This window comes from Streptomyces rugosispiralis (assembly GCF_024505145.1).
Classification (GTDB): Bacteria; Actinomycetota; Actinomycetes; order Streptomycetales; family Streptomycetaceae; genus Streptomyces; species Streptomyces rugosispiralis.
The window spans coordinates 27,009-51,853 of the sequence record NZ_JANIAA010000016.1 but is presented as its reverse complement, the minus strand read 5'-3'; the positions used below and the strand labels follow the sequence as shown (position 1 = coordinate 51,853).

The 24,845-nt window shown below is 72.5% G+C and carries 1 protein-coding gene; it reads right to left on the bottom strand.

What is annotated here, in order from left to right; genetic code table 11:
* Positions 1 to 32: 32 nt before the first annotated feature.
* The gene (locus NP777_RS23475; RefSeq protein ID WP_256652156.1) at positions 33 to 24,833 is read right to left on the bottom strand and encodes a type I polyketide synthase; all 24,801 of its coding nucleotides are present in this window, start codon (positions 24,831 to 24,833) and stop codon (positions 33 to 35) included.
* Positions 24,834 to 24,845 lie beyond the last annotated feature (12 nt).

Below are 24,845 nucleotides of genomic sequence, written 5' to 3'. Positions count from 1 at the left end.
TTGAAACACTCTGTGAGTTCCAGCTCACCACGTCAGGAATTTCCGAATTCGTCGTCGATGAGTTTGAAGATCTCGTCGGCGGTTGCCGATTCGATCTCGCTGTCGTCGTCCATGTCGTCGTCCAGGGCCGTCGCGGTGCCGGACACCTGCCCGGTACCGCCGGCGGACCACTTGGCCACCAGCCCCTGGAGCCGCGCCATGATCTGGGCGTGCGTCTCGCTGTCGGATTCGAGCGCCGACAAGGTGGATTCCAGCCGGTCGAGTTCTCCGAAGACGGGCTCGGTCGCGGGCCCGTCCGCCGGGGTGACCTCGTCCCGCAGGAATCGCCCGAGCGACGCCGGGGTCGGGTAGTCGAACACCAGGGTCGCCGGCAGGCGCGTTCCGGTGATCGCGTTGAGCCGGTTGCGCAGCTCGACGGCCGACAGGGAGTCGAAGCCCAGGTCCTTGAAGGCGTGTCCGGGTTCGATCGCCTGTCCCGACGCGTAGCCCAGGACGACGGCCACCTGGTCGCACACCAGGTCCACCAGGATGCGCTCGCGCTCCGTCTCGGACTTCCCGGCCAGGTGCTGCTTGAGCTCGGCGGCCGGGTCGGCCGTGGTGCTCGCGGCGCCCGCCTCCGCGGCCCGGCGCGCGGGTGCCCGCACCAGCCCGCGCAGCAGCGCGGGTACGTGCTCGCCCACCGACGCCATGTCCATCGTCATGGGCACCAGGACGGCACCGTCGAGATCGCGGGTCGCGTCGAACAGCGCGAGCCCGGCCTCGGGGGTGAGGGCGACCATACCGGTCCTGGTCATGCGGCTGACGTCGGCGTCGGCCAGCTCGGTGGTCATGCCGCCGTCCTGCGTCCACGGCCCCCAGACGAGCGAGGCCGCGGGGAGACCCTCGGCCCTGCGGTGCTGGGCCAGGGCGTCCATGAACGCGTTGCCCGCCGCGTAGTTGGCCTGGCCCGAGCCGCCGAAGGTACCGGAGACGGAGGAGTACAGGATGAAGGCCGCGAGGTCGAGGTCGCGGGTCAGCTCGTGCAGGTGCAGCGCGGCGTCCACCTTCGGACGCAGCACCTTGTCCACCCGCTCCGGCGTCAGCGACTCCACCACACCGTCATCCAGCACACCCGCCGCATGCACCACGGCCGACAGCGGATGCTCCGACCCGATTCCGGTCAGCAGGCTCTCCACCGACGCCCGGTCGGTGACATCACACGCCACGACCTGTGCCTCGGCGCCCAGCCCGGCCAGCTCCGCCGCCAACTCCGCGGCACCCGGCGCCTCCAGGCCACGACGACTCGTCAGCACCAGACGCTCGACCTTGTGCTCCACCACCAGATGACGGGCCAGCAACGCGCCCAGACCACCCGTACCACCCGTGATCAGCACCGTCCCCGGGCCATCGAGCGTCCTCGGGATGGTCAGCGCCACCTTGCCGGTGTGCCGGGCCTGGCCGATGAAGCGGAAGGCATCGGGCGCCCTGCGGACGTCCCAGGTGCGCACCGGCAGCGGCCGCAGCACTCCGCTCTCGAACAGGGAGATCAGCTCGCCCCACATCTCATGGATGCGATCGGGTCCCGCCTCCATGAGATCGAACGCCTGGTAGGAGACACCGCTGTATTCGGCGGCCACCTCCTCCGGCACCCTGATGTCGGTCTTGCCCATCTCCAGGAACCGGCCGCCGCGCGGCAGCAGACGCAGACCCGCGTCCACGAACTCCCGCGCCAGCGAGTCGAGCACCACGTCCATACCGCGCCCGCCGGTCACATCGAAGAAGCGCTTCTCGAAGTCCAGCGTCCGGGACGACGCGATGTGCTCGTCATCCAGACCCAGCGACCGCAGCGTGTCCCACTTGCCCTCGCTCGCGGTACCGAACACCTCGGCGCCGAGGTGTCGTGCCAGCTGGAGCGTGGCCATGCCCACACCACCGGCCGCCGAGTGCACCAGCACCGACTGGCCGGCCTGGAGATCTCCCAGGTCCACCATGGCGTAGTAGGCCGTCAGGAACACGATGGGCGTGGAGGCCGCCTGCTCGAACGTCCAGTCGTCCGGAATCCGGGCGACGACGCGCCGGTCGGTGATGGCGACCGGGCCGAACGACCCGCCGAAGATGCCCATCACCCGGTCGCCGGGCGCCAGGTCCGTCACTCCGGGGCCGACCTCGGTCACGGTACCGGCGCCCTCGCCACCGAGCGGCCCGGCCTCTCCGGGGTACATCCCCAGGGCGTTGAGCACATCGCGGAAGTTCACACCCGCCGCGCGCATCTCGACCCTGATCTCGTTCTCGCGCAGGGCTTCGGCGGCATCGGGGCAGGGCAGCAGCGCCAGGTTCTCCAGGGTTCCCTTGGCGTGCATGTCCAGGCGCCACTCCCGTATCCCGGCGGGCGGCAGCAGCGCGGTACCCGAGGAGACCCGGGCCATGCGCTGGCCGAGCACCGTCCCCTCGCGGACCACGGCCTGCGGCTCGTCGGTGGCGAGCACGGCGGGCAGTGCCGCCTTGGACGCCTCGGCGGGCTCCCGCGGGTCCAGGTCCACCAGGACGAAGCAGTTCGGGTTCTCCGACTGCGCGGACCGCACCATGCCCCAGAGGGGGGCGTGGATCATGTCCGGAGTCTCCTCGCGGTCTTCGGGCGCCATCGCGCCCGACGTCACGAAGACCAGTCGGGAGGAGTCGAACCGGCGGTCGCCGAGCCAGCCCTGGATCATGCCGAGCGTGTGGTGCGTCACCGCGTGGATGGCGCCCGCGGGCTCCAGGCCCCGCTTGGCCCTGCCCTTGCTCTTGCCCTTGCCCTTCGCCTTGCTCTTGGGCTTGCCCTGAGCCGCCTCGTCGTCGAGGCCCGGTGCGTAGGAGACCAGTACGGCCTCCGGGGCAGCGGCGCCACCGTCGATCGCGGCGCCCAACGCGTCGAGATCGGCGTAGGCGGTCACCTCGGCTCCGGCGATCGCGCCGGCGGCCAGTCCGTAGTGGTCGGTGCCCACCACGGCCCACTTGGCCGCTGCCGCCTCGGCGGGAGCGGTGGCCGGGACGGGGGTCCAGTCCAGCGTGAACAGCGAGTCGCGGAACGCCGACGTCCTGGCCGACTCGATCTGTTCCACCGACACCGGGCGCAGCACGAGGGATTCGATCGACGCCACCGGGCGGCCGGTTCCGTCGGCCACCGCGAGGGAGATGGAATCCGGTCCGAGCTGGCTGAGCCGCACCCGCAGGGTGGACGCGCCACCGGCGTGGAGCGACACCCCGCTCCAGGAGAACGGGAGCCGGGAGAGCCCGACGTCCTCCAGGGCGACGAAGGTCACCGCCTGCACGGCGGCGTCCAGCAGGGCGGGGTGGAGGCCGAAGTCGGCCGCGTCCGACGCGTGCTTCTCACCGAGGCTGACCTCGACGTAGACGTCGTCGCCGGAGCGCCAGGCGGCCTGCAGGCCCTGGAACACCGGGCCGTAGGCGAAGCCGGTGGCGGCGAAGCGCTCGTAGAAGTCGCTGATGTCCAGGGCTTCCGCGTTCGCCGGGGGCCATGCGCTCAGGTCGAACGACGGCTCGGGGCCGGCCGGGGCGAGCGCACCGGCCGCGTGCTGTGTCCACGGCTCGTCCGAGGACGCGTTGGCCGAGCGGGAGTACAGGCTGAGCGAGCGGTAGCCCGTCTCGTCCGTGTCACCCACCCAGAGCTGTACCTGGACCGGTTCGTTCTCGGGCAGGACCATCGGGGTGGCCAGGGTGACCTCCTCGACCCGGCCGCTGCCGACCTGGTCGGCGGCGCGGATGGCCAGTTCGAGGAATCCGGTCCCCGGGAACAGTGCCATGCCGCCGATCGCGTGGTCGGCGAGCCACGGCTGGCTCTGCACCGACAGCCTGCTGGTGAACAGGAATCCATCGCTGCCCGCCAGCTCGACTCCGGCACCCAGCAGCGGGTGGTTGGGAGAGCTGAGCCCGGCGGAGGCGACGTCCCCGGTCATCGGGCCGGGTGCCTTCGGCCAGTAGCGCTGACGCTGGAAGGCGTAGGTGGGCAGTTCCACCTGCCGCACATCGCGTCCGGCGAACGCCGTCGACCAGTTCACGGTGGTGCCGTGGACATGGAGTTCGGCCAGCGCCGTCGTCAGCGCCTGGGCCTCGGGGCGGTTCTTGCGCAGGGCGGGGACGAGGGTGAGATCGCCTCCGGCCTCGTCGGTCACGAGGCAGTCCTGGGCCATCGCGGTGAGCACACCATCGGGGCCCACCTCCAGGAACGAGGTCACCCCGAGCTTCTCCAGGGCCCGTACCCCGTCCGCGAACCGCACCGCTTCCCGCACGTGCCGCACCCAGTACTCCGGCGCGCACACCTCGGCCGCTCCGGCGGACGCACCGGTGAGGTTGGAGACCAGGGAGATCGACGGTGCCTGGAAGGACAGGCCGGAGACGACATCACGGAAGTCGTCCAGCATCGCGTCCATGCGCGGCGAGTGGAAGGCGTGGCTGACCTTCAGCCGGCGGGTCTTGCGGCCCTCCTGCTCCCACTGTCCGGCGATCTCCAGTGCCGCGGCCTCATCTCCCGCGATCACCACGGCCGTCGGGCCGTTGACCGCGGCGATGCTCACCTCGGTCTCACGACCGGCCAGCGATACCGCGATCTCCTCCTCGGATGCCTGGATGGCCACCATCGCGCCGCCCTCCGGCAGCGCCTGCATCAGGCGGCCACGCGCCGCGATGAGCGCGCACGCGTCCTCCAGGGAGAGCACCCCGGCCACATGGGCCGCGGCGACCTCGCCCACCGAGTGGCCGATCAGTACGTCCGCGGTGACGCCCCAGCGCTCCAGCAGCCGGAACAGCGCCACCTCGATGGCGAAGAGCGCCGGCTGGGTGAACGCCGTCTGGTTGAGCAGCTCGGCATCCGCGCTGCCCTCGACCGCGAACATCACCTCCTGCAGCGGCCGGTCGAGCAGCACATCGAGATGCGCGCACACCTCGTCCAGGGCGCGGGCGAACACCGGGAAGGCGTCGTACAGCTCCCGTCCCATGCCCGGACGCTGCGCGCCCTGGCCCGAGAACAGGAACGCCGTCTTGCCGGCCGTGCCCACGGATCCCTGGATCACTCCGGGGGCCGTGGCACCCGAGGCGATGGCCTCGAGACCGCTCAGCAGGCCGTCCCGGTCGCCGCTCAGGAGCACGGCGCGGTGGTCGAAGACGGACCGGGTGGTCGCCAGCGCGTAGCCCACGTCGTTCAGGTCGAGCTCGGGGTGGGCCGTCACATGGTCGTGCAGGTTCCTCGCCTGGGCGCGCAGCGCCTCGGCGCCCTTGCCGGTGACCGGCCACGGAAGTGCTTCCGCGTCGGTCGAGGGGGCGTCGTCCGTACGGACCCGCTCCACCGCCTCCGGCTCCGGGGCCTGCTCGATGATGGTGTGGGCGTTGGTGCCGCTGATGCCGAACGAGGAGATGCCCGCCCGGCGCGGCTCGCCGTTCTCCGGCCACGCGGTCGGCGCGGTCAGCAGCCGGACCTCGCCCGCCGTCCAGTCCACATGCGGCGTCGGCTCATCGACGTGGAGCGTCTTCGGCAGCACGCCCGCACGCATGGCCATCACCATCTTGATGATCCCGGCCACGCCCGCGGCCGCCTGCGTGTGTCCGAGGTTCGACTTGATGGAGCCCAGCCACAGCGGCTGGTCCTCCGGCCGCCCCTGGCCGTAGGTGGCCAGCAGCGCCTGCGCCTCGATCGGGTCACCGAGCCTGGTGCCGGTGCCGTGCGCCTCGACCGCCTGTATCTGGTGGGCGGCGAGGTCGGCGCTGGCCAGCGCCTGGCGGATGACTCGCTGCTGCGACGGGCCGTTGGGCGCCGTGATGCCGTTGGACGCACCGTCCTGGTTGATCGCGGAGCCGCGCACGATCGCCATCACCGGGTGACCGTTGCGCCGCGCGTCCGACAGCCGCTCCAGCAGCAGCACGCCGACACCCTCGGACCAGCCGGTACCGTCCGCCGACGCGGCGAACGCCTTGCACCGCCCGTCCGACGACAGCCCCTTCTGGCGGCTGAAGTCCACGAACGACCCCGGGCTGGACATGATCGTGACACCGCCGGCCAGCGCGAGGGAGCACTCGCCCTGGCGCAGCGACTGCACGGCCATGTGCAGCGCCACCAGCGACGACGAGCACGCCGTGTCCACCGTGACGGCCGGTCCTTCGAGACCGAAGGTGTAGGAGATACGGCCCGATACGACGCTGGCCGCGTTACCCGTTCCGAGGTAGCCCTCGGGGCCGCCCGGGGCGGTCAGCAGCAGGCCGATGTAGTCCTGGCCGTTGCTTCCCGCGAAGACACCCGTCCGGCTTCCCTTGAGCGACGTGGGGTCGATACCCGCCCGCTCGAACACCTCCCAGGAGGTCTCCAGCAGCAGCCGCTGCTGCGGGTCGATGGTCAGCGCCTCGCGCGGAGCGATCCCGAAGAACTGCGGATCGAACTCGTCGGCGTCGTAGACGAAGCCGCCGCCGCTCGAATAGCTGGTGCCCGAGTTCTCCGGGTCCGGGTCGTAGAGCTCGTCGAGGTCCCAGCCACGGTTGGTCGGGTAGGCGCTGATCACGTCGCTGCCCTCGGAGACCAGTCGCCACAGATCCTCCGGAGTGCGTACCCCACCGGGGAAGCGGCAGCTCATCGACACGATCACGATCGGATCGTCGTCCACGACCGTGCCCGTCACCACCGGCAGGTCATCGACCGGCGCGGGGGCGGTGCCCAGCACCTCACCGAGGAGGAACTCGGCGAGCGCCGTGGGCGTCGGGTAGTCGAAGGCCACGGTGATCGGCAGGTTCACACCGGACGCCATGCCGAGGCCGTTGCGCAGCTCCACGGCGGTCAGCGAGTCGAACCCGATGTCCCTGAAGGCCCGGTCCGGCTCAACCGAGTCGGCACTCGGATATCCGATCGCCTCGGCGGCGTGCGACCTGACGAGGTCGAGCACCTCCGCCGTGCGTTCGGCGGCCGACAGCCCTTGCAGGCGCGCGGCCAGCCCGGCGGAGGCCGCGCCGAGCTCGGCCTCGGCCTCCTCCAGCGCCTGTCGCACCTCGGGCAGTTCGTTCAGGAGGGGACGCGGCCGGGCCGCGGCGAACCCGGGGGCGTAGCGCTCCCAGTCCACGTCGGCGACGGTGATGTCGGCCTCTTCGTGGTCGAGCGCCTGCTGAAGGGCGTCGACGGCGAGTTCGGGCGCCAGCGCCGGCATACCTTGCCGCTTCAGCTGGGCCGCGGTGGCGTCGTTGACCAGACCACCGCCGCCCCAGGCACCCCACGCCACCGAGGTGGCCGCCAGCCCCTGGGCCCGGCGCTGCTGCGCCAGGGCGTCGAGGAAGGCGTTCGCGGCGGCGTAGCTGCCCTGACCGGTACCACCGACGGTTCCGGCGTAGGAGGAGAAGAGGATGAACGCGGACAGGTCCAGGTCCTGGGTCAGCTCGTGGAGGTTCACCACGGCGTCCACCTTGGGCCGGAAGACCCCCTGCGTCCTGGGGACGGTGAGGGTGTCGATCAGGCCGTCGTCCAGCACACCGGCCGCGTGCACCACCGCGGTCAGCGGGTACTCGGCGGGCAGCCCGTCGAGCAGCTCACGCAGTGCGCCGCGGTCGGCGGCGTCACAGGCCGCGATGGTGACCCGTGCGCCGAGAGCGGTCAGTTCGTCCCTCAGCTCGGCCGCGCCGGGGGCGTCCAGGCCACGGCGGCTGGTCAGCACCAGGTGCTCGGCACCGCCACGGACCAGCCAGCGGGCGAGGCGGCCACCGATGGCACCGGTACCACCGGTGATCAGGACGCTGCCGCGAGGCTGCCAGGTACGGGCCGGCCGGGTGTCGCCCAGGGGCGCCCGGACCAGCCGTCGGCCGAAGACCCCGGTGGCGCGCACCGCGACCTGGTCCTCGTCACCGGAGCGCCCGATCAGGCCGACCAGACGGTTCAGCGCCCGCTCGTCGATCGCGTCCGGCGACTCGGGGAGGTCGACGAGACCGCCCCAGCGCTGTGCGTACTCCAGGCCGACCACCCGGCCCAGCCCCCATACCAGGGACTGCTTGACGCTGCCGACCCGGTCGGAGCGGCCCACGGACACGGCTCCGGTGGTGGCGAGCCACAGCGGCACATCGATGTCGATGTCGCTCAGCGCCTGGACCAGGGCCACGGTGGCGGCGAAGCCACGCGGCACACCTGAGTGTTCGGCGAGCGCCGCCTCGTCCAGCGCGAGCAGGGAGAGCACTCCGTCGATCGCGGGCTTCCCCTGCTGCCCGGATCCGTCCGCGGCGGGTGTGCCGGGGGCCGCGGCCCGGATGAGCTCGACCAGCGACGACCGCTCCGGCTCCGCCTCGTCCAGGTCGATCCGGACCATGCGGGCCCCGTGGCGCTCCACGTCCCGGGCGATGCGTTCGGCCAGTTCACGGGCGGTGTCGACCGGCGGGACCACGACCACCCAGGTACCGGTGATCGGGGCGCCCCGCTCCTCGTCGGAGCCGGACGACGGCTGGTCGATGAGGGGCTTCCAGTTGATCCGGTAGCGCCAGTTGTCGACCGTCGAGCGGTCACGCCTGCCCCGTCGGTAGGACGACAGGGCGGGCAGCACCGCGCTCAGCGGCGCCTCCCCGTCAAGCTCCAGCGTCTGCGCCAGTCCCTCGAGGTCCTCGCGCTCGACGGCCTCCCAGAACCGGGCATCCACCGAGTCGGCCTCGGACACGGGTGCGTTGCCGAACGTGGCGTCCTCGGCCGGCCGCGGCCAGTACCGCTGCCGCTGGAAGGCGTAGGTCGGCAGGTCGATCTGGCGGGCGCCGTGTCCGGCGAACACCTTCCGCCAGTCGACGTCGGCCCCGTTGACATGGAGCTCGGCGATCGAGGTCAGGAACCGCTCCGGGCCGCCCTCGTCGCGCCGCAGCGTGCCGACGACCACGGCCTGCGCCGCGGCGGACTCGACCGTCTGCTGAACGGGAAGAGTGAGGACCGGATGCGGGCTCACCTCGATGAACACGCCGTGGCCAGTGCCGAGCAGGGTACGCGTGGTGGCTTCCAGCTCGACGGTCTGCCGCAGGTTGCGGTACCAGTACTCCGCGTCCAGGCCGGCGGTGTCCACCAGTTCGCCGGTCACCGTCGAGTAGAACGGCACCTCCGACGAACGCGGCTCCAAGTCCGCCAGAACCTTCAGCAGTTCCTCGTGAATCGCCTCCACGTGGGCGGAGTGCGAGGCGTAGTCCACCGGAACCCGGCGGACACGGACCTCCTCACCCTCCAACTGGGCGACCATCTCATCCAGCGCGCCCGGGTCACCCGACACCACGACCGAACCGGGACCGTTCACCGCGGCGACGGATATCGCACCGTCCCAGGCGGCGATACGCTCCCTGGCCGCGTCCGCCGACAGGCCGACCGACACCATGCCACCACGGCCGGCAAGACCCGCCGCGATCGCCTGCGACCGCAAGGTCACCACCTTCGCGGCGTCCTCCAGCGACAGCGCACCCGCCACGCAGGCCGCCGCGATCTCGCCCTGGCTGTGGCCCATCACGGCATCCGGCTCGACACCGACCGAACGCCACAGCTTCGCCAGCGACACCATCACCGCGAACAGCACCGGCTGAACGACATCCACCCGGTCGAAGCCGGGAGCACCCTCGACACCGCGCAGTACCTCGGTCAACGACCAGTCCACGTAAGCGGACAGGGCCGTCTCACACTCGCCGATCGCCGCCGCGAACACCGGCGAGGACTCCAGCAAGCCCACCGCCATGCCCATCCACTGCGCCCCCTGGCCGGGGAAGACGAACACCGAACGGCCCGGTGCCTCGACGGCGCTCGCCCGGACCACACCCGGTGCCTTGGCACCCTGGGCCACCGCCGCCAGACGCTCGAGGAGTTCCTCCCGGCCGGTCCCGGTCACCGCGGCCCGGTACTGGAACGCGGACCTGGTCGTCGCGAGGGAGTGCGCCACATCGGCGGCACGCAGCTCCGGGCGCTCGGCCACGAACTCCCGCAGGCGCTCGGCCTGGGCCAGCACCGCGTCGTTGCTCTTGCCCGCCACGACCCATGTCACCGGGCCATCGGCGATCTCGACCTCGGCGACCTCGGCCGCCTCGACCTCGGGAGCCTGCTCCAGGATGGTGTGCACATTGGTGCCGCTCATGCCGAACGCCGACACGCCCGCACGGCGCGGACGCCCGGTCTCGGGCCACGGCCTGGCCTCGGCCAGCAGTTCGACGTCGCCCTCCGTCCAGTCCACGTGCGGCGAGGGCTCATCGAGGTGCAGCGTCTTCGGCAGCACACCGTGCCGCATCGCCATCACCATCTTGATGACGCCGCCCACGCCCGCGGCCGCCTGCGAGTGGCCGATGTTCGACTTGATGGCGCCCAGCAGCAGCGGCTCGCCCTCGGGGCGTTCCTGGCCGTAGGTGGCCAGCAGTGCCTGGGCCTCGATCGGGTCACCCAGCGTGGTACCCGTACCGTGCGCCTCCACCGCGTCGACCTCGGCGGCCGACAGGCGGGCGTTCGCCAGCGCCTGCCGGATGACCCGCTGCTGCGAGGGACCGTTGGGGGCCGTCAGGCCGTTGCTCGCACCGTCCTGGTTCACCGCGCTGCCCCGCACCACGGCGAGCACCTCGTGCCCGTTGCGGCGAGCGTCCGACAGCCGTTCGAGGACGAGCATGCCGACGCCCTCGGCCCAGCTCGCACCGTCCGCGGCAGCCGAGAACGGCTTGCTCCGACCGTCGGAGGCGAGGGCGCGCTGCCGGCTGAACTCGATCAGCGACATCGGGGTGGACATCACCGTCACACCACCGGCCAGCGCCAGCGAGCACTCGCCCTGGCGCAGTGCCTGCCACGCGAGGTGCAGGGCGACCAGCGACGAGGAGCACGCGGTGTCCACCGTCAGCGCGGGCCCTTCGAGGCCGAGGGCGTAGGAGATACGGCCCGAGAGCACGCTCGGCGAGACACCGGTACCGACGAGGCCCTCGACGCTCTCCTGAGAACCGACGAGGAGACCGCCGTAGTCCTGGTAGGTCACGCCGGCGAAGACGCCGGTCTGGCTGCCCTTCGCGGAGACCGGGTCGATACCGGCCCGCTCCAGCGCCTCCCATGAGGTTTCCAGCAGCAGCCGCTGCTGCGGGTCCATCGCGAGCGCCTCACGCGGCGAGATCCCGAAGAACGCCGGGTCGAACTGGCTGGCGTTGTGCAGGAAGCCACCTTCCTGCGTGTAGCACTTGCCCGGCTCGTCCGGGTCCGGGTCGTAGAGGTTCTCCACGTCCCAGCCGCGGTCCGTCGGGAAGGGCGAGATGCCGTCCCGGCCCTGGGCGACGAGATCCCACAGACCCTCGGGGGTGGTCACCCCTCCGGGATAGCGGCAGCTCATCCCCACGATCACGATCGGATCGTCGTTGGCCGCCACCGCGACCGGTACCGGCCGGCGGGCCCCGGTCAGGGTGCCGAGGACCTCGGCACGGGTGAACTTCGCCAGTTCGGCGGGGGTCGGGTAGTCGAACACGGCCGTCGCCGGGAGGCGCAGGCCCGTGGCCTTGCTCACCCGGTTACGGAACTCGACGGCGGTCAGCGAGCTGAAGCCGAGGTCCTTGAACGCCTGCGACCCCTGGACCGCGTCGGCGGAGGCGTGTCCGAGCACCGCCGCGACGTGGGTGCGGATCACATCGAGCAGCACACGGTCCTGCTCGGGCTCGGAGAGCCCGGTCAGCCGCTCCCGCAGCGCGGCGAGCGGTCCGGATTCCGATCCGGCGCCCCGCTTGGCGGTGCGTCGTGTGGTCTTGCGCCGACGGGAAGGCTTGGCGGAGGTCTGCTCGACGGGGACGGTCTCCTCGACGGGGGCGGACTCCTCGACGGGGAGGGTCTCCTCGACGGGCGCGGTCACCTCGGGAGAGGTGCCGGTCCCGGCCGTATCCGGCGCCGTGGTCTCCGGCTGCTCCGTGGCGATCTGCCGCAGCGTCAGCGCGTCGGCGGAGAGCACGGCCTCACCGGCTCCGTCGACGGCCGCCAGGGAGAGGGTCTCCGGGCCCGTCCGGGCGAGCCGGACACGCAGCGCGGCGGCACCGGCCGCGTACAGCGACACCCCGGCCAGGCTGAACAGCATGCGGCCGCGCCCCACACCGTCCAGCACTCCGAGGCCGAGCGGCTGCAGCGCCGCGTCCAGAAGCGCGGGGTGCAACCCGAACCGCTGGGCGTCCGCGACGGACTCCTCGGCCAGGCTGACCTCCGCGAACACCTCGTCCTCGCGCTGCCACACGGCTCGCAGCCCACGGAACGAGGGACCGTAGCCGAGGCCGTCGTCGGCGAGGCGGTCATACAGGCCGTCCACATCGACGCGCTCGGCGCCGGGCGGGGGCCATGTCGTGGAGTCGAAGCGCGCCGCCCCTTCGGCGGTCGCGGCATCGTCCGGCTCCGGGGCGAGCACACCGCTGGCGTGGCAGATCCACTCGTCCTCGCCGTCCGGCTCGGCCATCCGCGAGTACATCTCCAGCGAACGGGTGCCGGACTCGTCCTCCTCGCCGAGGACGAGCTGGATCTGGACGCCGCCCCCTCGGGGGAGGACCAGCGGCGCCTGGATGACCAGCTCTTCCACCTGGCCGAGGCCGACCTCGTCACCGGCGCGAATGGCCAGTTCGACGAGGGCCGCGGTGGCCAGGACCGCCTCGCCGCGCAGGACGTGGTCGGCCAGCCAGGGCTGGGTGCGCAGCGAGAGCGTTCCGGTGAACACCAGGCCGTCGGCGCCCGCGAGGGGGACGGCTCCGCCCAGCAGCGGGTGATCGGCGGGGTCGAGGCCGAAGGCAGCGGCGTCTCCCGCCGCGGTGCCGGACTCCAGCCAGTAGCGCTGGTGCTGGAACGCGTAGGTCGGAAGGTCGACGCGGCGGGCGCCGCGTCCGGCGAAGAACGGCCGCCAGTCGACGGTTTCGCCGTGGACGTGCATCTCGGCGAGGGCCGCGACGAGCGCTTGGGTCTCGGGGCGGTCCTTGCGCAGCACCGGAACCAGCAGGGGGGCCGGTGTGTCCTCGGCCGCGATGTCGTCGGCCGGTTCGGTCAGGCAGTCCTGGGCCATCGCGGACAGTACGCCGTCGGGGCCCACCTCGATGTACGCGGTGACACCCTGCGCTTCGAGCGCCCGCACCCCGTTGCGGAAGCGGACGGTCTCCCGTACGTGCCGCGCCCAGTACTCCGGCGAGCACACCTCCTCGGCACCGGCCTGCTCACCCGTGACATTCGAGATGAGGGCGATGGACGGCGCCTGGAAGGTCAGACCGGAGACGACGGTGCGGAACTCGTCCAGCATCGCGTCCATGTGCGGGGAGTGGAAGGCGTGGCTGACGCGCAGGCGGCGGGTCTTGCGACCCCGCTCCGCCCACTGGGCGGCGATCTCCAGCGCCGCTCCCTCGTCACCGGCGATGACCACCGCGGTGGGGCCGTTGACGGCGGCGATGCTCAGCTCGGCCGCACGACCGGCCAGCGAGGCCGCGATCTCCTCCTCCGACGCCTCGATGGCGACCATGGCGCCACCGGCCGGCAGGGCCTGCATCAGCCGGCCGCGAGCGGCCACCAGCGTGCAGGCGTCCTCCAGCGAGAACACCCCGGCCACGTGGGCGGCGGCGATCTCACCGATGGAGTGGCCGATCAGCACATCCGGGGCGATGCCCCAGTGCTCCAGCAGCCGGAACAGCGCCACCTCGACCGCGAACAGCGCGGGCTGGGTGAACGCCGTCTGATCCAGCAGCTCGGCGTCCGCGCTGCCCTCGGCCGCGAACATCACCTCGCGCAGCGGCCGGTCGAGCACCATGTCCAGCCGCGCGCACACCTCGTCCAGGGCGCGGGCGAACACCGGGAAGGCGTCGTACAACTCCCGGCCCATGCCGAGGCGCTGTGCGCCCTGGCCGGTGAACAGGAACGCGGTCTTTCCGGCCGTGGCCGCCTGCCCCTGGACGACGCCGGGGGCGTCGTCGCCCGCGGCGACGGTCTCCAGGCCGCGCAGCAGCGTGTCGTGGTCGGTGCCCAGCAGCACCGCGCGGTGCTCGAACACCGATCGCGTGGCGACCAGCGATTCGGCGATGTCCAGAACGCCGGACCCGGCCCCTTCGGAGAGGTGGGCGCGCAGCCGCTCGGCCTGGGCGCGCAGGGCTTCCGGGCTCCGGGCGGAGAGCACCCAGGGGGCCATGCCGTGGTCGTCGGCGGGAGCCGCCGGGGCGGGCTCCGCCTCGTCGTGCACCGGGGCCTGTTCGATGATGGTGTGCGCGTTGGTGCCGCTCACGCCGAAGGCGGAGATTCCGGCCCGGCGCGGCTGCTCGGTCTCGGGCCATGCGGCGGCCTCGGTCAGCAGGCGCACCTCGCCCGCGGACCAGTCCACCTCGCTCGACGGCTGATCCACGTGCAGCGTCCGCGGCAGCACTCCGTGCCGCATCGCCATCACCATCTTGATGACACCGGCGACACCGGCGGCGGCCTGGGTGTGGCCGATGTTCGACTTGATCGAGCCCAGCCAGAGCGGCAGGTCCTCCGGGCGCTCCTGGCCGTACGTCGCGAGCAGCGCCTGCGCCTCGATCGGGTCGCCCAGCGTCGTACCGGTGCCGTGCGCCTCGATCACCTGGACGTCTGCGGGCGACAGCTGGGCGTTGGCGAGAGCCTGCCGGATCACCCGCTGCTGGGACGGGCCGTTGGGCGCCGTCAGGCCGTTGCTCGCACCGTCCTGGTTCACGGCGGAGCCGCGCACGACCGCCAGCACCTGGTGGCCGTTGCGCCGGGCGTCGGACAGCCGCTCCACGAGGAGCATGCCCACACCCTCGGACCAGCCCGTGCCGTCGGCCGCGTCCGCGAACGGCTTGCACCGTCCGTCGGGGGCGAGCCCACGCTGCCGGCTGAACTCCACGAAGGCGGCCGGGCTGGTCATCACGGTGACGCCACCGGCGAGCGCCATGGAGCACTCGCCCTGACGCACCGCCTGCGCGGCCTGGTGCAGCGCGACCAGCGACGACGAGCACGCCGTGTCCACCGTCAGCGCGGGCCCCTCCAGACCCAGGGTGTAGGAGATGCGGCCCGATACGACGGAGGTGGCGCTGCCGGTCAGCAGCTGCCCTTCGAGCCCCTCGGGGATCTCGTTCAGCCCCATGCCGTAGCCGGAGGTCGCGGCTCCCACGTAGACGCCGATCTGGCTGCCGCGCAGGGACGCCGGGTCGATACCGGCCCGCTCGAACGCCTCCCACGAGGTCTCCAGCAGCAGCCGCTGCTGCGGGTCCATCGCCAGCGCCTCACGCGGCGAGATCCCGAAGAACGCCGCGTCGAACTCGCCCACCCCGTCGAGGAACCCGCCCTCACGGGCGTAGAAGGTGCCCAAGCTCTCCGGGTCGGGGTCGTACATCCCGTCGACGTCCCACCCACGGTCGGAGGGGAAGTCCGTGATGGCGTCCGTACCGGCCGCGACGAGGTTCCACAGCTCCTCCGGGCTGCGCACACCACCGGGGAAGCGGCAGCTCATCCCGACGATCGCGATCGGGTCGTCATCGACCGGGGCCAGCACCGCCGACGGCGTGGCCACCGCCCCCCGCGTGCCCAGCACCTCGGCGCGCAGATGGTCGGCCAGCACCGTGGCGCTCGGGTAGTCGAAGACCAGCGTGGCCGGCAGCACCAGCCCGGTCTCCGCGTTCAGCCGGTTACGGAACTCCACCGCCGTCAGCGAGTCGAAGCCCAGCTCCTTGAACGCACGCGCGGGCTCGACCGCCTCCGCACCGGAGAAGCCGAGGACCGCGGCGGCGTGGGCGCGCACCAGGTCGAGCAGGGTCCGGTCGATCTCGGCCTCGGTGAGCCCCGTCAGGCGCTCCCGCAGTGCCGAGCCGGTGCCGGTGCCTTCGGTGTTTCCGGCGTTCGCCAGCGCCTGCTGGACCTCGGGCAGATCGCCGAGGAGCGGGCTGGGCCGTCCGATCGTGAACGCGGGGGCGAACCGCTCCCAGTCCACATCGGCGACCGTCACCACACCGTCGTCACCCGCGACCGCCCCCCGCAGCGCGGCGATCGCCAGACCGGGCGCCATCGCGGACAGACCGCGGCGGGCCAAGCCGTCGTCGCCGGCCGCCATACCGCCCTCGGCCCAGGGACCCCAGGCCACCGCCGTACCGGCGAGACCACGGGCACGGCGCTCCTCCACCAGCGCGTCCAGATACGCGTTCGCCGCGCCGTACGCGGCCTGGCCACCACTGCCCCACACACCGGCGATCGAGGAGAAGACCACGAACGCGTCCAGCTCCCGGTCGCCCAGCAGCGCGTCCAGGTTGACGGCGCCAGCCACCTTGCCGGAGACCACGGCGGCGACATCGGCCAACCCGGTCTCGGCCAGCGGCCCCGCCCCGTTGGCGCCCGCCGCGTGGACGACCGCCGTCAGCGGGTACTCCTCCGGAACGGCGTCCAGCACCGCGGCGAGCTGCTCGCGGTCGGCCACGTCACAGGCCGCCACGGTCACCCGGGCGCCCAGCGCCTCGAGCTCCGCACTCAGCTCGGCCGCCCCCGGCGCGTCGGAACCGCGACGGCTCGTCAGCACCAGGTGCTCGGCACCGCTGCGCGCCAGCCAGCGCGCCACCTGACTCCCCAGCGCGCCCGTGCCACCGGTCACCAGCACCGTGCCACGCGCCCGCCACGACGTCTCCTCGCCGACGGCCGCGGCCGACCGCGCCAGACGGCGTACGAAGACACCGGAGCCGCGCACCGCGACCTGGTCCTCGCCGTTCCCGGCGGACACCACACCGACCAGCCGCGCCACCGCTCGCTCATCCAGCGACTCGGGCAGATCGACCAGACCGCCCCACAGCGGCGACAGCTCCAGCGCGGCCGTCCGGCCCAGTGCCCAGACCATCGCCTGGGTCGGGCTGGTGAGCCGCTCGGAACGGCCCACCGACACGGCGCCACGCGTTCCGCTCCACAGCGAAGTCTCGACACCCGCCTCGACCATGGCCCGTACCAGGGACAGGGTCAGGGCGAGACCGCCCGACAGCGCCGGGTGCTCCGGGCAGGGCTCCTCGTCCAGGGCGAGCAGCGACAGCACACCACCCAGCTCCGGTGCCTCCGCGGCCGCCTCGCGCAGCCGCTCGGCCAACACGTCCGTGTCGAGGTCGCGCTCGTCCAGTACGAGCGACACCACACCCGCACCATGCCGCTCGAGCCCGGCGACGACCCCCGGGACCAGCTCGTCCTCGGCACGGGACGCCGGAACCACCACCAGCCACGTCCCCGACAACGACCCACCGGTCACGTCCGCGACCGGCTTCCAGGACACCCGGTAACGCCAGCCATCGATGGTCGACTGGTCACGAGTGCTGCGGTGATACGCGGACAGGGCGGGCAGCACCGCGCTCAGCGGCGCCTCGCTGTCGATCGCCAGGGCACCCGCGAGCGACTCCAGGTCCTGGCGCTCCACCACCTCCCAGAACCGCGCGTCCACCGAGTCCACGGCGCCCGGTGTGCCCCATCCGTTCAGGGAGAGGGACACCTCGGGCCAGTACCGCTCACGCTGGAAGGCGTACGTCGGCAGCTCCACCATCCGCGCGCCGCGCCCGGCGAGGACGGACTCCCACTCCACCGAGCCACCGTGGACGTGAAGTTCGGCCAGCGCGCTCATCAGCGCCTGGGCCTCCGGGCGGTCCTTGCGCAGCACCGGCACCACGACCGAGGCCGAAGCCTCCTCCGCGGTCAGGCAGTCCCGCGCCATCGCGGACAGCACACCGTCGGGGCCGATCTCCAGGAACCTGGTGACGCCCTGGGCGTTGAGTGCCCGCATGCCGTCCGCGAACCGCACGGCCTCGCGCACATGCCGCACCCAGTACTCCGGCGAGCACACGTCATCCGCGTTCGCCGCCTCGCCCGTCACATTCGAGACCAGGGCGATGGACGGTGCCTGGAAGGACAGGCCCGTGACGACGTCACGGAAGTCGTCCAGCATGGCGTCCATGCGGGGCGAGTGGAACGCATGGCTGACCTTCAGCCGACGCGTCTTACGACCCTGCTCCGCCCACTGGGCGGCGATCTCCAGCGCCGCTCCCTCGTCACCCGCGATGACCACGGAGGCCGGGCCGTTGACCGCCGCGATGCTCACCTCGGCCGCACGACCGGCGAGCGATCCGGAGATCTCCTCCTCAGACGCCTCGACGGCCACCATCGCGCCGCCCTCGGGCAGCGCCTGCATCAGCCGGCCACGAGCGGCCACCAGCGCGCACGCGTCCTCCAGCGAGAACACCCCCGCCACATGCGCCGCCGCGATCTCACCGATCGAATGCCCGATCAGCACATCCGGAGTGACACCCCAGTGCTCCACCAACCGGAACAGCGCCACCTCAATCGCGAACAGCGCCGGCTGGGTGAACGCCGTCTGATCCAGCAGCCCGGCGTCCGCGCTCCCCTCCGCCGCGAACACCACCTCCCGCAGCGGACGCTCCAGCAGGAGGTCGAGGTGCGCGCACACCTCGTCCAGCGCGCGGGCGAACACCGGGAACGCCTCGTACAGCTCCCGGCCCATGCCCAGGCGCTGAGCGCCCTGACCCGAGAACAGGAACGCCGACTTTCCACCCGGTACGGCCTGCCCCTGGACGACTCCCGAGGCGATTCCGCCCTCCGCGACGGCCCGCAGGCCACGCAGCAGGGTCTCCCGGTCCTCACCCACCAGCACGGCCCGGTGCTCGAACTCCGACCTGGACGCCAGCGTGTGTCCGACGTCCGGCACGCCGATGTCGTCCCGCGCCGCCACATGCCCGTGGAGCCGCTCGGCCTGTGCCCGCAGCGCCTCCCGGCTCTGCCCGGAAACCAGCCACGGCACCACGGCCGTCGACACCGACGCCTCGGGCCCGGCCGCCTCCGGGGCCATGGCCTCTTCCAGGTCGGGAGCCTGCTCGAGGATGGTGTGCGCGTTGGTGCCGCTCAGTCCGAACGAGGAGATACCCGCCCGTCGGGGCTGTCCCGTCTCCGGCCACTCGGTGGCCTCGGTCAGCAGCCGCACCTCACCCGCCGACCAGTCCACCTGCCGCGACGGCTCGTCCACATGCAGCGTCCGCGGCAGCACGCCCGCACGCATGGCCATCACCATCTTGATGACCCCGGCCACGCCGGCGGCGGCCTGCGTATGACCGATGTTGGACTTGATGGCGCCCAGCCACAGCGGGCGGCCCTCCGGGCGGCCCTGGCCGTAGGTCGCGAGCAGCGCCTGCGCCTCGATCGGGTCACCCAGCGTCGTACCGGTGCCGTGCGCCTCCACCGCGTCCACCTCGGCGGCCGACAGCCCGGCGCTCTCCAGCGCCTGCCGGATGACCCGCTGCTGCGAGGGGCCGTTGGGCGCCGTCAGACCATTGGAGGCACCGTCCTGGTTCACGGCGGAGCCCCGCACGATCGCCAGCACCTGGTGGCCGTTGCGCCGGGCGTCCGACAGCCGCTCCACGAGCAGCATGCCCACACCCTCGGACCAGCCCGTGCCGTCCGCATCCTCGGCGAACGGCTTGCAGCGGCCGTCGGGAGCCAGGCCGCGCTGGCGGCTGAACTCCACGAACGCGCCCGGTGTCGACATCACCGACACACCACCGGCCAGCGCCAGATCGCACTCGCCCTGGCGCAGTGCCTGTGCCGCGAGATGCAGCGCCACCAGCGACGAGGAGCACGCGGTGTCCACCGTCATGGCCGGCCCCTCGAGGCCGAACGTGTACGAGATGCGCCCGGACACCACACTGGCCGCGCTGCCCGTGCCCACATGACCGGCGAAGTCCTCGGGGGCGTCGAGCATGATCGTCGAGTAGTCCTGGCCGTTGGTGCCGACGAACACACCGGTCCGGGTGCCCCGCAGCGAGGCCGGTTTGACGCCCGCGTTCTCGAACGCCTCCCACGACGTCTCCAGCAGCAGCCGCTGCTGCGGGTCCATCGCGACCGCCTCGCGCGGCGAGATCCCGAAGAACCCGGGGTCGAACTGGGGCGCCCCGTAGAGGAAGCCGCCCTCGCGGGCGTAGAACGTGCCCGGGTGCTCGGGGTCCGGGTGGTACATCCCCTCGACGTCCCAGCCACGGTCGCCGGGGAACCCGGCGATGCCGTCGCCGCCCTCGGCCAGCAGTCGCCACAGGTCCTGCGGGGTCTCGACGCCGCCGGGGAAGCGGCAGCTCATCGCCACGATCGCGATGGGGTCGTCATCCTCGGGCCGCACCCCGTGCGACATGGTCGAGAGGGCCGCTTCGGCGTGGGACCCGGCCAGTTCCGCCCGCAGGTGATCGGCGAGCACCTCGGCGGTGGGGTAGTCGAAGACGAGGGTCGCGGGCAGGCGCAGCCCGGTGGCCATGTCGAGCCGGTTGCGCAGCTCGATGGCGGTGAGTGAGTCGAACCCGTGGTCTCGGAAGGCCCGGCCGGGCTCGACGGAATCGGCGGAGAAGTGGCCGAGGACCGCGGCCGCGTGGGTGCGTACGAGGTCCAGCAGGAGGGCGCGCTGTTCCGCGTCCGTCTGTCCGGCCAGTTGTGCCCGCAGGTCGTGGCCCGCCCCCGACTGGGCGGCGGCTCCGCCCGTGGCGGCCAGGAGTTCACGCGCCTCGGGGATGTCGCTGACGAGGGCGCTGGGGCCCGCGCTCAGCATCGACGCCATTCCGGTCCAGTCGATGTCGGCCACGGCCAGCGCGGCCTCGTCATGGCCCACGGCCCAGCGCAGTACGTCCACGGCGAGCGAGGGGGCCATGGGCGGCAGCGGCCCTCCGCGGAACCGCTCTCCGGCGCGGCCGCTCGCGGCCATGCCGCCGTCGGCCCACGGGCCCCAGGCGACCGCGGTGGCGGCCAGGCCCTGGGCCCGGCGCTGCTGTGCCAGCGCGTCCAGATAGGCGTTGGCCGCCGCGTAGGCGGCCTGGCCCGCGCTGCCGACGACACCGGCGAACGAGGAGAACAGCACGAACGCGTCGAGCGGCAGTCCCTCGGTCAGCTCGTGCAGGTGCCGCGCGCCCGCCACCTTCGCGGTCAGCGTCGCGGCGAGCTGGTCGACGGTCAGGCCGTCCAGCACACCGTCGTCCAGAATGCCCGCCGCGTGCACGACGGCGCTGAGCGGGTAACGCTCCGGGATGGCGGCCAGCACCGCGGCGAGGGCGTCCCGGTCGGCGGCGTCGCAGGCCGCCACGGTCACCTGGGCGCCCAGTTCCTCGAGCTCCGCCCTGAGCTCGGCAGCGCCCTCGGCCGCGGGGCCGCGACGGCTGGTCAGCACCACGTGTTCGGCGCCCTCGCGCACGACCCAGCGCGCCACATGGGCGCCCAGGGCGCCGGTGCCACCGGTGATCAGCACCGAACCACGGGGCCGCCACCCGCGCTCCGCCGACTCGTTGCCGACCGTGACGCGGGAGAGGCGCCGGGCGTACGCTCCGGATCCGCGCAGCGCCACCTGGTCCTCGCCGCCCTCGGCGGACAGCGCCCAGGCCAGTCGCGCGGCGGCGCGCTCGTCCAGCGTCCCGGGCAGGTCGACGAGACCGCCCCAGATCCGCGGGTGTTCCATGGCCGCGACCCGGCCCAGGCCCCAGACCTCCGCCTGTGCGGGGCTGGTGAGCTGGTCGGAGCGGCCCACCGAGACGGCACCCCGGGTGGCGGACCACAGCCGGGTCTCGATGTCCGCCCCGGCCAGGGCCCGCACCAGCGTGAGCGTCAGCGCCAGGCCGCGGGAGACCACCGGGTGCTCGGCGCAGGGCCGCTCGTCCACGCCCACCAGGGACAGCACCCCGCCGATCCCGGGCAGGTCGGCGGCGATGTCACGCAGCCGCCCGGTCAGCACGCCGGGGGCGAGGTCGTCCTCGTCCACGGCCACACGAACGACATCGGCGCCGTGCCGCTGGAGAGCGGCGCACGCCGACTCCGCGAACGTGTCATCGGCACCGGAGGCGGGGACGATGACGAGCCAGGTTCCCGAGAGGGTGGCCGCGGGGGTCTCCGAGACCGGCTTCCACGAGATGCGGTAGCGCCAGCCGTCGACCGTGGCCCGGTCACGCTGCTGACGGCGGTACGAGGACAGCGCGGGCAGCAGCTCGCCGAGCGAGCCACCGCCGTCGACATCCAGCGCCTCGGCCAGCGCCTCCAGGTCCTCGCGCTCCACCGCGTCCCAGAACCGCGCGTCCACACTGTCCGCGGCGGATCCGCCGGACACCGCGCTCGTGCCCGCCAGCCAGTAGCGCTGCCGCTGGAAGGGGTACGTCGGCAGCTCGACCTTGCGGGCGCCCCGCCCGTCGAAGACCTGCTCCCAGTTCACCGTCACACCGTGGACATGGGCCTCGGTCAGCGCGGCCATCAGAGCCTGTGCGTCAGGGCGCCCCTTGCGCAGCACGGGCACCACCACCGGGGCCGACGCCGACTCGGTCGTCAGGCAGTCCCGCGCCATCGCCGAGAGCACGCCATCGGGGCCCACCTCCAGGTAGGCGGTGACGCCCTGGGCATCGAGGGAGCGAATGCCATCGGCGAAGCGCACGGCCTCCCGCACATGCCGCACCCAGTAGTCCGGCGAGCTGATCTCCTCGGCCCCGGCCGGCTCTCCCGTGACGTTGGAGACCAGCGCCAGGGTGGGGGCCTGGAAGGACAGCCCCCGCACGACGCGGCGGAAGTCATCCAGCATCGCGTCCATGCGCGGGGAGTGGAAGGCGTGGCTGACCTTCAGCCGACTCGTCTTGCGCCCCTGTTCCGACCACTGGGCGGCGATCTCCAGCACAGCGGCCTCGTCACCGGCGATGACCACGGAGGTCGGGCCGTTGACGGCGGCGATGCTCACCTCGGCCTCGCGTCCGGCGAGCGATCCGGAGATCTCCTCCTCCGACGCCTGCACCGCGACCATCGCGCCGCCCTCGGGCAGCGCCTGCATCAGCCGGCCACGAGCGGCCACCAGCGTGCACGCGTCCTCCAGCGAGAGCACCCCGGCCACGTGGGCCGCGGCGATCTCGCCGATGGAGTGGCCGATGAGGACATCCGGGGTGACGCCGAAGTGCTCCAGCAGCCGGAACAGGGCCACCTCGATGGCGAACAGCGCGGGCTGGGTGAACGCCGTCTGATCCAGGAGCCCGGCGTCCGCGCTCCCCTCCGCCGCGAACACCACCTCCCGCAGCGGACGGTCCAGCACCACGTCCAGGTGCGCGCACACCTCGTCCAGCGCCTGGGCGAACACGGGGAAGCCGTCATACAGCTCCCGGCCCATCCCAAGGCGCTGCGCGCCCTGGCCGGAGAAGAGGAACGCCGTCTTGACGGCCGTCCCCGCCACGCCCCGGAGCACACCGGGAGCGACCTCGCCCGCGGCGACGGCCTCAAGTCCGGCGAGGAGTTCCGTACGGTTCGCGCCCGACACCACGGCACGGTGCTCGAACATCGACCGTGTGGCCACCAGCGAATGGCCGACGTCCGACGCGCCCAACTCGGCCCGCTCCAGCAGGAACGCCTTGAGCCGGGCGGCCTGGGCCCGCAGAGCGTCCGAGTCACGGCCCGACAGCAGCCACGTGGCCACACCGGTGTCGCCGTCGGAAACCGGGCTCGCCTCGGCCTCGTCCTCGACCGGCGGGGCCTGCTCGATGATGGCGTGCGCGTTGGTGCCGCTCACCCCGAACGCCGACACACCGGCCCGGCGCGGCTGACCCGTCTCCGGCCACTCGACGGCCTCGGTCAGCAGCCGCACCTCACCCGCCGACCAGTCCACCTGCCGCGACGGCTCGTCCACATGCAGCGTCCGCGGCAACGTGCCATGCCGCATCGCCATCACCATCTTGATAACACCCGCGACACCGGCGGCGGCCTGGGTATGACCGATGTTCGACTTCAGCGCGCCCAGCCACAGCGGGCGGCCCTCCGGCCGCTCCTGACCGTAGGTGGCCAGCAGGGCCTGCGCCTCGATCGGGTCGCCCAGGGACGTACCGGTCCCGTGCCCTTCCACCACGTCCACATCGGACGCGGCCAGCCGGGCACTCGACAGGGCGTCCCGGATGACCCGCTGCTGCGAGGGGCCGTTCGGCGCCGTCAGACCGTTGGACGCGCCGTCCTGGTTGATGGCGCTGCCACGCACGACCGCCAGCACCGGGTGGCCGTGCCGGCGCGCGTCCGACAGCCGCTCCACGAGCAGCATGCCGACACCCTCGGACCAGCCCGTGCCGTCCGCGGCGTCCGCGTACGGCTTGCACCGGCCATCGGGGGCCAGCCCGCGCTGCCGGCTGAACTCCACGAAGGCGCTCGGGGACGACATCACCGTCACACCGCCGGCCAGCGCCAGGTCACACTCGCCCTGGCGCAGCGCCTGTGCCGCGAGATGGAGCGCCACCAGCGACGAGGAACATGCCGTGTCCACCGTCACCGCGGGTCCCTCGAGACCGAAGGTGTACGCGATACGGCCCGATACGACGGACGTCGAGGTGCCCGTCAGCAAATGGCCTTCGACTTCCTCCGGGAGGTCGTCGACATCCACCCCGTAGCCCGAGGTGGAGGCTCCCACGAACACACCGCCACGGCGGCCCTTCACCGACCCCGGAGCGATGCCCGCGCGCTCGAACGCCTCCCATGAGGTCTCCAGCAGCAACCGCTGCTGCGGATCCATGGCAAGGGCCTCACGCGGCGAGATCCCGAAGAAGCCCGCGTCGAAGTCGGCCACGTCGTGCAGGAAGCCACCCTCGCGGGAGTAGAACGTGCCCGAGCTCTCGGGGTCGGGGTCATACATCCCGTCCACGTCCCACCCGCGGTCGGTCGGGAAGTCGGAGATGGCATCGCCACCACCGGCCACCAGCCGCCACAGGTCCTCGGGGCTCCCCACACCACCCGGGAAACGGCAGCTCATCGCCACGATCGCGATGGGCTCCTGCTCTCCTGCCTCCAGCTCGCGCAGGCGTTGGCGCGCTTGGTGCAGATCTGCTGTTACCCGCTTGAGGTAGTCCCGAAGCCTATCTTCGTTCACCATGAAAACCTTGCC

Excerpts from the sequence above, each read along its gene's own strand:
- NP777_RS23475 (WP_256652156.1), bottom strand. The coding sequence starts at position 24,833 with ATGGTGAACGAAGATAGGCTTCGGGACTACCTCAAGCGGGTAACAGCA.